This window comes from Pseudoalteromonas sp. BSi20439 (assembly GCF_000241165.1).
In the GTDB taxonomy this organism is placed as follows: domain Bacteria; phylum Pseudomonadota; class Gammaproteobacteria; order Enterobacterales; family Alteromonadaceae; genus Pseudoalteromonas.
The window spans coordinates 1-11,710 of sequence record NZ_BADW01000083.1 but is presented as its reverse complement, the minus strand read 5'-3'; the positions used below and the strand labels follow the sequence as shown (position 1 = coordinate 11,710).

At 40.5% G+C, this 11,710-nt stretch carries 11 protein-coding genes; 10 read left to right on the top strand and 1 reads right to left on the bottom strand.

Annotated features, from left to right (window positions below; translation table 11 throughout):
* The first annotated feature begins 22 nt into the window (after window positions 1-22).
* From astA to P20439_RS07690, 3 genes are read left to right on the top strand one after another with little or no spacing between them, the layout of a single operon-like run.
* On the top strand, window positions 23-1,057 hold the full coding sequence (gene astA, locus P20439_RS07700) for an arginine N-succinyltransferase (RefSeq protein ID WP_008111473.1): 1,035 nt from the start codon (window positions 23-25) through the stop codon (window positions 1,055-1,057).
* An 8-nt stretch (window positions 1,058-1,065) separates the two neighbouring features.
* Window positions 1,066-2,532 carry a succinylglutamate-semialdehyde dehydrogenase gene (astD, locus tag P20439_RS07695; protein ID WP_008111470.1) on the top strand — a complete coding sequence of 489 codons (1,467 nt, stop codon included), beginning with the start codon at window positions 1,066-1,068 and terminating at the stop codon, window positions 2,530-2,532.
* A gap of 28 nt (window positions 2,533-2,560) precedes the next feature.
* Window positions 2,561-3,364, top strand: coding sequence for a DUF1338 domain-containing protein (locus P20439_RS07690; protein ID WP_008111467.1), 804 nt, complete (start codon window positions 2,561-2,563; stop codon window positions 3,362-3,364).
* A 72-nt stretch (window positions 3,365-3,436) separates the two neighbouring features.
* Here the strand turns inward: P20439_RS07690 and P20439_RS07685 are convergent, their stop codons facing one another.
* On the bottom strand, window positions 3,437-4,717 hold the full coding sequence (locus P20439_RS07685; RefSeq protein ID WP_036933200.1) for a flavohemoglobin expression-modulating QEGLA motif protein: 1,281 nt from the start codon (window positions 4,715-4,717) through the stop codon (window positions 3,437-3,439).
* Window positions 4,718-4,863: 146 nt separating this feature from the next.
* Here P20439_RS07685 and P20439_RS07680 point away from each other — a divergent pair, with 146 nt between their 5' ends.
* The 7 genes from P20439_RS07680 to P20439_RS07650 all read left to right on the top strand — a co-directional run bounded on the left by P20439_RS07680 (window position 4,864) and on the right by P20439_RS07650 (window position 11,677).
* Window positions 4,864-5,121 carry a DUF3081 domain-containing protein gene (locus P20439_RS07680; RefSeq protein WP_008465855.1) on the top strand — a complete coding sequence of 86 codons (258 nt, stop codon included), beginning with the start codon at window positions 4,864-4,866 and terminating at the stop codon, window positions 5,119-5,121.
* Complete coding sequence (locus P20439_RS07675) at window positions 5,121-5,423, top strand: hypothetical protein (RefSeq protein ID WP_024600891.1); 303 nt, start codon at window positions 5,121-5,123, stop codon at window positions 5,421-5,423. Before P20439_RS07680 ends, P20439_RS07675 begins: the two co-directional genes overlap by 1 nt.
* A gap of 439 nt (window positions 5,424-5,862) precedes the next feature.
* Window positions 5,863-6,438: a transcriptional regulator BetI gene (betI, locus tag P20439_RS07670; protein WP_008111458.1), complete on the top strand. Its 576-nt coding sequence runs from the start codon at window positions 5,863-5,865 to the stop codon at window positions 6,436-6,438.
* A 1-nt stretch (window position 6,439) separates the two neighbouring features.
* Complete coding sequence (betB, locus tag P20439_RS07665; protein WP_008111456.1) at window positions 6,440-7,903, top strand: betaine-aldehyde dehydrogenase; 1,464 nt, start codon at window positions 6,440-6,442, stop codon at window positions 7,901-7,903.
* A 9-nt stretch (window positions 7,904-7,912) separates the two neighbouring features.
* Window positions 7,913-9,580 (top strand): choline dehydrogenase, encoded by a 1,668-nt coding sequence (gene betA, locus P20439_RS07660; protein WP_008111455.1) that lies wholly within the window; start codon window positions 7,913-7,915, stop codon window positions 9,578-9,580.
* Between the two features lie 166 nt (window positions 9,581-9,746).
* Window positions 9,747-10,964: a BCCT family transporter gene (locus P20439_RS07655; RefSeq protein ID WP_008111451.1), complete on the top strand. Its 1,218-nt coding sequence runs from the start codon at window positions 9,747-9,749 to the stop codon at window positions 10,962-10,964.
* Between the two features lie 8 nt (window positions 10,965-10,972).
* Window positions 10,973-11,677 (top strand): TorF family putative porin, encoded by a 705-nt coding sequence (locus P20439_RS07650; RefSeq protein WP_008111449.1) that lies wholly within the window; start codon window positions 10,973-10,975, stop codon window positions 11,675-11,677.
* Window positions 11,678-11,710: the final 33 nt, after the last annotated feature.

The following is an 11,710-nucleotide window of genomic DNA, read 5'->3' as shown; positions in this document are numbered from 1 at the left end:
GCTTTATTGGAGTAAGTAGTTAATGCAAGTATTACGTCCTATTACTGTCAATGATTTTGCAGCACTTAAAGAGATTGCCATTGAATCAGGTCATGGTTTCACCTCTTTACCTGTCGATGACGGGCAACTACAAGAAAAAATTGACCGTGCACAAAGCAGCTTTACTAAAAACGTAGATAAGCCTCTCGACGAAAGCTATTTATTTGTTTTAGAAGACAGTGAATCTGGCAAAGTAATTGGTACTACCGCCATAGAAGCAGCCGTCGGGTTATCTGTGCCTTTGTACCATTACCATTTAGGGAAAACCGTCCATCACTCACCCACTTTAAATGTTTACAATACCGTCGATATTTTAAGTATGTGTAATGACTACACTGGCTGCTCAGAAATATGTACTTTATTTTTGCGTGAAGACAACAGAAAAGGCTTAACAGGACGATTTTTATCACGATCACGCTTTTTATTTATGGCACAGCACAGTGAACGCTTTGCCGACACTGTAATTGCGGAAATGCGCGGAGTAAGCGATGAAGCAGGACACTCGCCATTTTGGCAATGGTTACAAGAACACTTTTTTAGTATTGAATTCCCACAAGCCGACCACTTAGTAGGCCTAGGCGATAAAGTATTTATTAGTGAACTCATGCCTAAATACCCTATTTATGTAAACTTGCTAAGTAAAAAGGCACAAGCGGTGATTGGCCATGTCCATGATAAAACCAAGCCTGCACTTAAGTTGCTTGAAAAAGAAGGGTTTGAACACCGTGGCTACGTTGATTTATTTGACGCAGGCCCCACAGTAGAGGCAAAGCTCGGTAATATTCGCAGTATTCGTGATTCACAGGTGTGCCCAATTACCATTGGTGAGCTTGAGCATATTAATGAGCAAAGCTCAGATACCCTCGCAATTTGTAATCAAGGGGTCAACGACTTTAGAGCCACGTTCACTAAACACGCTCATTATAATCACGCAAAACACACCTTAGTTATCAGCCAAGAAGTAGCTGATGCACTTCATTTAAATCAAGGAGATGCAGCGCGATTTTTCCGCCTGTAACACTATTTATGAACACACAACTAATTAATAACCAATGGCACGCAGGCCAAGGCCCTGCTTTTAATTCTGTTAACCCAAGTAATGGCGAAATTGTTTGGCAAGGTAATGGTGCCAGCCCAGAACAAGTTAGCAGTGCAATTGAAGCGGCAAGAGCCGCACAAGTTCAATGGGCCGATATGCCAATTGAACAACGTATTACCATTTTAGAAAGCTTCGTTGCCCAATTAAAAGAACACAGCGAAGAGTTTGCCACTGTTATTGCTAGTGAAACAGGTAAACCACTATGGGAAACACGCACCGAAGTGGGCGCGATGACAGGCAAGGTGGCTATTGCTATTCGTGCTTACAATGAACGTACAGGCACAACCGAAAACCCAATGCCTGGCGCAAAAGCCTTTATTCGCCATAAACCACATGGTGTAGTGGCTATCTTTGGCCCGTATAATTTTCCAGGTCACTTACCCAATGGTCATATAGTCCCTGCTATATTAGCGGGTAATACCGTGGTGTTTAAACCATCAGAACTAACTCCTCACGTAGCCCAGTTTACTTTAGAGCTGTGGCTAAAAGCAGGCTTACCTGCTGGGGTTATAAACCTTGTTCAAGGTGAACTGGAAACAGGTAAAGCGCTTGCCTCACATCAAGATATCGATGGCTTATTCTTTACTGGTAGCTCAAACACAGGGCATTTATTACATAAACAATTTGCTGGTCATCCCGGTAAGATCTTAGCGCTTGAAATGGGCGGTAACAATCCGCTAGTGGTTAAAGATGTTGCTGATGTGAGCGCCGCCGTGCACGATATTATTCAATCGGGCTTTATTACTTCGGGTCAGCGTTGTACCTGTGCACGTCGTTTATTTATTGAAAAATCAGCCAATGGCGATGCGATTTTAGAAAAGCTGATCAGTGCAACCAAAAATATTCTTGTCGATGATAGCTTTGCTGATGATCAACCATTTATGGGCGCCATGATCAGTGAAAAAGCCGCGTTAGGCATGGTTGCAGCGCAAGCTGACCTAGTTAAACAAGGTGCTGAAGTACTCGTTGAGCTTAAACAATTAAAACCAGGCACTGGCTTTGTCAGCCCAGGGATTATTGATGTCACTAATATCGATGAAATCGCCGATGAAGAACACTTTGGTCCGCTAATTAAAGTATACCGCTACACTGACTTTGATAGCGCCATAGCAGAAGCGAACAACACCAGCTTTGGTTTATCTGCAGGTTTACTTGCAGACAGCGAAGATGATTACAGCCACTTTTTAAAGCGTATTCGTGCCGGTATTGTTAACTGGAACCGCCCTATTACAGGCGCATCAAGCGCAGCGCCATTTGGTGGCATAGGTGCCAGTGGTAACCACAGAGCCAGTGCATACTATGCTGCAGATTACTGCGCATACCCAGTGGCCTCAGTAGAGTCAGAGAAAGTTAATTTACCGCAAACCCTCGCGCCGGGCTTAATAATTGAATAACAATTTTAGAAAAATTTAAGGATTTACCATGCATACCAATGTAAACACATTATTTGATAACTTATGGCAAAACTACCTAACCGTAACGCCATCAGCTGATAAAATTCATGACTTATTAGGCTCAACTCAAAAAGACGACATTATTAACGACCATATTGCTTTGCGTACTTTTAATATTGAAAAAGTAGGCCTTGAAAAGCTGGCTGCGCACTTTTTAGCGATTGGTTATAAAGAATGTGGTGAGTACCACTTTGAAGCAAAAAAACTCTACGCCAAACATTATGAGCATAGCGACCCGACACAGCCTAAAGTTTTTATCTCTGAGTTATTAGTTGAAAAATGCTCGCCTGAACTACAAGCAATTGTTACTGATATGGTGGCACAAATTGACGAAAGCGCAGTGACTGCCGATAACTTTTTATATTCAGGCACGCATTGGCAAGTAAGCACCGATACATACAAAAAGTTATTAGCTGAGAGCGAATATGCGGCGTGGATGTCTGCGTGGGGTTACCGTGCTAATCACTTTACTGTGAACATTAACACCTTAGCTAAGTTTGATAACATCCATGATGTAAACCAAGCTCTTAAAGATGCAGGCTTTGCGCTTAACACCTCAGGAGGCGAAGTAAAAGGCTCGCCAGAGGTGCTATTAGAGCAATCATCAACATTAGCTGATGAATGCGCCGTAACCTTTAGTGATGGCGATATGCGCATTCCTAGCTGTTTTTACGAGTTTGCTATTCGTTACCCAAAACCAGATGGTGAAATTTACACTGGATTTGTTGCAGCCTCTGCAGATAAAATTTTCGAGAGCACCAACGCACGTTAACTGTGTTGTGCTAAATTAAAAAAAGCCCGTTTTTGGGCTTTTTTTGTCTCTGAGAAAAAGCTCACTTATAAATTATAAAAACAACGGCTTGTAGTCGTTTTCTAATTGTTCAAATGACAAATTACCAATAAAACGACCAAAGCTCAGCCACGTAGCAAGACCTCTTAAATCTTTAAAATGGGGCGGCACAAATTGCGGGTTTTCAATCACACCTAAATCATGTAGTTGCGATATTAACCTAAAGTCATCAATTGATATTTTACCCACCAGCAATAGCGGTAATTGGTCAATTCTGCCAAGCTGTATCGCCACCCGAATTAAGTTATAAACCAATACAAAGCCTTTTATATAAGCAATGTCTTTGGTAAACGGTAAGCCGGTTGCCGTGCTACCTCTAAATACCCGCTGTGCAAGGGTATAGCTGTCGTCTTTTGATAACCCTTGTGCCACATAATCTCGGTATATATCTACAAACTCTGCACCATCAATCACTTTGGTGACGGCTTGAATACGGTTTACTAATTTTGATAAGCGCCTAGGCGTTGACTTTAAAGTAATAATTTCAGTCAGTACTGCAAGCCCCTCCTGGGTCACCGTAGAGCTTGGTGTGCCTTTACTCAAGCAAGTTAAATAAGGTTGCGCTAAGCCATTTTGAGTCGTGCCTACATGGATCCATCCCTCGTGCACTTCTAAAATATCTAATTCGCGCTGAGAAAACTTAACATCTTGATTGAGCTTAATATTATTAGCACCTGCTGCTGCATCGCTGACAATACCATCACTTAGCATTACCTCTACGTTTATTCCCGGCATGCTGGCATTGACCTGTTCAGATAAAATTCGCACCGCGTCGCTGGCATCAATATTTTTAGGATCTTCAGGCAAAATATCCGCTGCAAGTAAATTTTTTAAAGGCTGTTCGAGCATATTAGCCAGTTCTGATAGCGATGGCTCACCGGCATGAAACAAATCTTTAGGATGACCAAATAGCTCCACTGATAAGTCATGAAACTCTGGCGTACCGCGGTATTCAAGCATGCTCAGAACCGTTTTATATTCGGTACACATTTTACCCATATATTGTGCAATTGGGTTTAATTGCCCCAACTGGTTAATAATATTGCGGTGCAGTGTTGAAAATGCTTGGCGCAACTCGCTAGGAACAAACCCTAAATCGCGCTGTTGATAATAAGCACGATCAATAAGTGGATTTTTTTGACATTTTTGTCTAAAAAATTCCTCTTTAATTTGTTTATCCCAATTTATTGCATCGAGTATTCTAATGGGTGTTTGCAATGCAATGAGTTGGTCGGATAATTCACGAGTTTTCAAAAGTAACGCTTTGTCTATCATGGTAAAAGCTCAACAAAAAGTGAACTTTGAGCATAATTTATAAATGAAAAATAACAAAGCAATATCATACTTTTTAGACTATTGTTTTTATGATGATCGACCCTCACTTCTATAGCGTATGAGTGATTAAATAAAAGGGACAAACAATGAAAAATGAAATCGACAATAAACAGATTCTAGCGGTTTACGAACGCATTCAACAACGCGGAGAAGTCACAGAAGAAGGTAAATTTTATCAAGGGATCACTGCATTTTCTGATATTGACGGCTATACCGTCTATTTACAAGGCAGTGGTGTTTTACTTCGCTTTGGGTTTCATAATACTTATCACCTTGATTATGAACATGACAAACACAAAGACGACTTTTTGCAAAAACTATACAACATAGCCAATGAAGAGTGATGCGATCAACAAATAGAAGAAACAGACCAACCAGTTCGCGCAATTTGCAGTTTATTAACCAAGTTATTGCGCAATTAAAAGCAGAGCCTGAAAAACTGCAACTCATCAAAAACAACCTTGCTTATTACCGTGCGCAAACGCATTTAAAACGTGGATTTTTACTTGCAATAGAACGCTTTGATTGGGTATTTGAAGCGACCGATAATATTGATGAAATTTGCGACCAAATTATGGCTGACGATTATATTGGCAACCGTTTAAGACGTTATCCTTTGTTATTTAAAGGCGTTGTTGAAACCTAAACAGCGTCTTTATTTATCTCTTCACTAAGTTAACATTTCTGTAAATTAATCTCATATTACACTTCCTAAATCTTTTTTCTTGGATCTTCCCACAAACTCGCCTTACCGCTTTTTAAAGTAACCTGCCCACAAAAAATACAATTAGTACTCTAATATTTATCACACTAATAAATAAATCACTAAAAGTTTCACCAATTATGTAAAAAAAATATTTACACCGCAAAAAGCAATCAAAAAAACACGCGTAACAAGTTGTTATTAAATGATATTTTATAAAAATCCAGCTTGTTAATATAACTTCATTTTAGACTTATTTTATTAATTATTTATCCACATTTCAGACACTCACCATTTGCACGAACCTTGAATTGTTAGAGCTATTACCTTAAGCTTATCTTTATTGAACGATCAATTAATAAAAATTATGCCTAAAGTTGGAATGGAACCTGTAAGGCGTCAGCAGCTAATTGACGCAACAATAGAGTCAGTTGCTCAAAAAGGGTTACAAGCAACCACAATTAATAGTATTAGCAAAAATGCGGGGATGTCCTCTGGCATAATTAGCCATTACTTTGGTGGGAAACAGGGGCTAATTGAAGCAACTGTGCGTTACTTACTGTCTAACTTGAAAGATGACTTGATCAGCAAAGTAGATGAAAAGACCACGCCAACTCAAAGGTTAATGTTTATTGTTGAATCAAACTTTGCGCTAGTACAACAACGAAAAGACACCACTCGGACGTGGTTAAGTTTTTGGGCGCAATCAATGCACGACAAGGAACTTCATCGTTTACAAAATGTAAACAGCAAACGCTTGCAAAGCAATTTAACCGTTTCATTTAAGCAATTAATGCCTTTAGCGCAAGCAAATCTCGCGGCAGAGTTAACCGCAGCAATGATCGATGGTTTATGGCTACGAGCCGTATTAAGCCAATCAGACGAAAATCAGTTTAAACACAGTGAATCACTGGCTAAAAACTACGTGCATTCACTTATCAAGCAATATGGAGCCTAACGTGACTACACCTATCTATCAAAACTTTATCAACGGTCAATTCCTTGCAAACAAAAGCGGCGAAACATTTGATGTAGTAAATCCTGCAACCGGCCAAGTAATTTATGCCGTTGAAGTTGCCGATGAATACGTTCAAAACGCAGCAATTGAAAGTGCAAAACAAGGCTTTAAAGTTTGGTCAGCCATGACCCCTATTGAGCGCAGCCGTATTTTATTAACCGCCGTTGCTATTTTACGCAAGCGTAATGATGAGCTTGCACTAGTTGAAGTGCTCGATACCGGTAAACCAATGCAAGAAGCTAACTGCGTAGATGTTGAAACAGGTGCAGATGTAATTGAATATTTTGCAGGCCTTGCCCCTGCACAAGTTGGTCAACAACAAATGGTTGGCGATGACTTTTACTACACACGCAAAGAGCCTTTAGGTATTTGTGCTGGTATTGGTGCATGGAACTACCCATTACAAATTGCATGTTGGAAGTCTGGCCCTGCCCTTGCAGCGGGTAATGCATTTATTTTTAAACCTTCAGAAGAAACCCCGCTTGGCGCAATTAAATTAGCCGAGGTGTTTATTGAAGCAGGTGTACCCGCTGGCGTATTCAATGTAGTTCAAGGCGCGAGTGAAGTAGGCCAATGGCTTACTGCACACCAAGATATTGAAAAAGTATCGTTTACTGGTGAAGTAGGTACCGGTAAGAAAGTCGTCGCCAGTGCTGCAGGTACATTAAAAGATGTGACTATGGAACTAGGTGGTAAATCGCCGTTACTTGTCTTTGACGATGCCAATATAGAGCAAGCAGTAAGCGCGGCAATGTTAGGGAACTTTTATACCCAAGGTGAAATTTGTACTAATTGCACTCGTATCTATGTTCACAAAAATGTGTACCAGCAGTTTATTGATGAGCTTAAAACTCGCACCGAAAACAATATTATTGCCGGTGATCCACAAGATTTAAACACTAACTTTGGCGCGCTTATTTCTAAAAAGCATCAAGATTTAGTGCTGAGCTACATCAACAAAGGCCTTGAAGAAGGGGCAACGCTATTAACCGGTGGCTCAACGCTTTCACCAGCATCTGCGCCAAATGGTTATTTTGTAGCGCCAACCGTATTTGTTGATTGCAACGATGAAATGACCATCGTTAAAGAAGAAATTTTTGGCCCAGTAATGAGCGTTTTAGTATTTGATGACGAAGATGATGTAATTGCACGTGCTAACGGCACTCACTTAGGTTTAGCTGCAGGCGTTTTCACCAGCGATATTAAACGTGCTCATCGCGTTATTCATCAGCTACAAGCCGGTATTTGTTGGATCAATGCTTACGGTAACTCGCCGGCAGAAATGCCTGTAGGTGGCTATAAGCAATCAGGTATCGGCCGCGAAAACGGCATACAAACGCTTGATCATTACACGCAAACTAAGTCTGTTTATGTTGGTATGGCTGACATAGAAAGCCCATTTTAAGGAATCATTATGAACCACTCTTTTGATTATATTATTGTAGGCGCAGGCTCTGCAGGCTGTGTGTTAGCAAATCGCTTGTCTGAAGATTCAAGTAACAAAGTATTGTTACTTGAAACCGGCGGCAGCGATAAAAGCATCTTTATTAAAATGCCCACTGCTCTGTCGATTCCAATGAATACCGATAAGTATGCGTGGCAATTTCATACGCAGCCAGAAAAGTACTTAGATAACCGTGAAATGCACTGCCCACGCGGTAAAGTGCTTGGCGGCTCATCATCTATTAATGGCATGGTGTATGTACGTGGTCATGCGAAAGATTTTGATGAATGGCAGCAACATGGCGCTAATGGCTGGGATTATCAAGCCTGTTTACCGTATTTTAAAAAAGCAGAAAGTTTTTACCTAGGTGAAAACAGCCATCGTGGTGGAAAAGGCCCCCTTGGCGTTAATAACGGTAATAACATGGAAAACCCTTTGTATAGCGCCTTTATTGATGCTGGTGCTCAAGCGGGTTATGCCACTACAGCTGATTATAATAGTGCTCAACAAGAAGGCTTTGGCCCTATGCACATGACCGTTAAAAACGGTGTGCGCAGCTCAGCCTCTCGTGAATATTTAGATCCGATTAAGCATCGCAGTAATTTAACAATTGTAACCGGTGCACTTGCGCAGCGCGTTATTTTAGACGGTAAAAAAGCAACCGGTATTGAATACAAGCTCAATGGCACAGTTAAAACAGCCAAAGCAAATAAAGAGGTTATTTTAAGTGCGGGCTCTATCGGTTCACCTCACCTGTTACAACTGTCCGGTATTGGTGATACACAAATACTTGAAAAAGCAGGTGTTGAAGTAAAACATCACCTACCAGGTGTTGGTCAAAACTTGCAAGATCATCTCGAGTTTTACTTTCAATATAAGTGTAAACAACCCATTACTTTAAACGGTAAATTAGGCTTGTTTTCAAAAGGCTTGATTGGTGCAAAATGGCTGCTTACCCGTAAAGGTTTAGGCTCAACTAATCACTTTGAATCATGTGCGTTTATTCGCTCAAAACCCGGTGTTGAATGGCCAGATATTCAGTATCACTTTTTACCGGCAGCAATGCGTTACGATGGACGCAGTGCTTTTGCAGGGCATGGTTTTCAAGTGCATGTAGGTCATAACAAACCTAAAAGTCGTGGCAGTGTCACCATTGCATCAGCTGATCCAACACAACCACCAAAAATTGTGTTTAATTATCTTGAGCATCAAGACGACATTGAAGGCTTTAGAGCGTGCGTACGTTTAACGCGTGAAATCATTGAACAACCTGCCTTTGACAATTTCCGTGGTGAAGAAATTCAACCAGGGCAACAAGTTCAAACTGATGAGCAAATTGATGCCTTTGTGCGCCAAGCAGTAGAAAGTGCTTACCACCCTTCTTGCTCTTGTAAAATGGGTGAAGACGCCATGGCGGTGGTTAATTCAAACACTCAAGTGCATGGCATGCAAAGCTTGCGTGTGGTTGACTCGTCAATTTTTCCAACAATACCTAACGGTAATTTAAATGCGCCTACCATTATGGTTGCCGAAAAAGCCGCTGATATTATTTTAGGAAATAAGCCCTTAGCTCATACAGGAGTTGATGTTGTGAATGCCACTGATTGGCAAACTACACAACGAAATAAAACCCTTTAATTTAGCCTGCCATAAAGGCCACTCCTTTAAGCAAAATGCTTTAAGGAGTGCCTTTATGCGCCTTGCAGTGGCTCACAAGCATAAATAGGTTATGCCTGTGTTAATGCAAGCACAATAAAAAACGGAGTATATATGTGTTACTTTTATTCATTCTGGGAGGGCGATAATGACTATTTGGCTTAATGCTGGCATTATTTTCACCTTACTTGCGATTGTTGCTATTTTAATTAAATGGGGCAATGTACGCGTAGTAGGCGTCACACCAGTGAGAACATTCACCTTTATAGCAATCCTGTTTACCTCGGGCCTAGACGTTGGCCTCATTATGTTTCCTTTAACCGAATTTGCCGGTTATGCAGACATAAAAGCAAGCCCAGAATATGCATTTGCCAACCCTCTCTCTATTGAGTTTGGTTATTGGGGATTTTTAATTTGGGGATTTTATTTTCTTACGTGCTTTTATTTCTGTGTAATAGAACCCAAAGTAAAATTTTTTGAAATTCCATGGGTTAAATTTTTAAACAACGTAGTTATCATTGGTACTTGTGCGTTTACCGCTTACTTACTATTGAGCAACCTACCGTGGTATTTACCTGAACTCGGAGACGGCTCGAATGTTATTCCTGAGTTTTACTTAATCGTGCTTGCCGCTATTTGTTTTGCGGTGTATTCAAGCACCGATATTAAATATGTTCGTTTTTTAAGCATTGCTACTACTTGGTTGTTTATCGCGTTAATTGGTTTTATGTGGGCTGATGCCTTCTTATTTGGCGATAGCGAACTCTCTGCATTTACTAAAAACATTGGATTAATTGGTAATTACTTTGCCAACATCAATGAGTTTGTATTACCACTGAATGATTACCATGAGTTTTACTTATTTTGGTGGTTTGCGTGGAGCATTATGATTGGTCAATTTACATCGCGTTTTGTGGGCGGTTTAAAAACCTATCAAGTCCTTGGTGCTATGCTGATTTTCCCATCGATTCCAATCGCTATCTGGTTTAGTGTGTTATATCACTACCATGAAGCCGGTATTCCAACCGAGGGAATCAAAAACTTTGCTATGGTGTTTGTAGGTATCGTATTTGTTATTAACTCGCTCGATTCACTGATTCGTTTATACACAGATAATTTAAACCTAACCGTAAAACGCTTTGGTAAATTTAAATATATTGCCATGAACGTTGTCGCTTTGTCGCTACTAACATTGCTATTTAAGCTTGAGTTTTTGCAAATTCAATGGGTGGGTGCTTTAGTTATAGGGTTATTCTTTATTTGCCTTGGTTTTATTGCCTACAGCAAACTTAAAACGGTCAGCAATATCGAAGGATCGCCTAAAGCGAATAAAATTGATTACACAAAAATAGAAACTATCAGCTAGTAAAACACATGAACAATAAATTAAAACAACTTTTTATCGCTTTACCGTTCACCGTTTTATCAACAACGGCAGCGGCTAACTGGTCAACAACGATTACGGCTGCATCTGATTACACCTTTAATGGTGTATCACAAACAGATAACGATCCGGCACTGCAAGCAAGCCTTGACTACGCGTATGATAACGGTGTTTATGCCGGTGTATGGGCATCAAACGTAGATTTTGGTGATGACACCGACTTTGAACTAGATGCTTATGTAGGCCGATACATTCAGTTAAACGAACAAGTAAGCCTGGATTACGGTATTGCTTATTACACTTACCAAGGTAATAACAGCGATGGTAACTACGCCGAAGCGTATACTAAATTTGGTTACACCAGTGACTACGGCCAAACAGAGCTTAACTTTTGGTACAGCTGGGATTACTTTGGCTACGATACTGGCCATGTGATTTCTATGATTGCGCACACTTACGAGCTTGCGCCAAATCATGCGATTCGTGCCAGCTTTGATATTTCAAACTCACTCGATGGCAATAAGTTCCAATGGGATGAAGCTAAGGGCGACAAATCGTATTATCACTACCGCTTAGCATACCAAACGAGCTATGAAGGGTTTGGCATTGAAGTGGCTGCTGAGAATACCAGCCTAGATTACGATTACGCAGATGAGCGAATTGTACTTGCTATCTCACGTACATTTGACTTGTAATAACTAGGTTTACCATTTAGTAAACACAAAAAA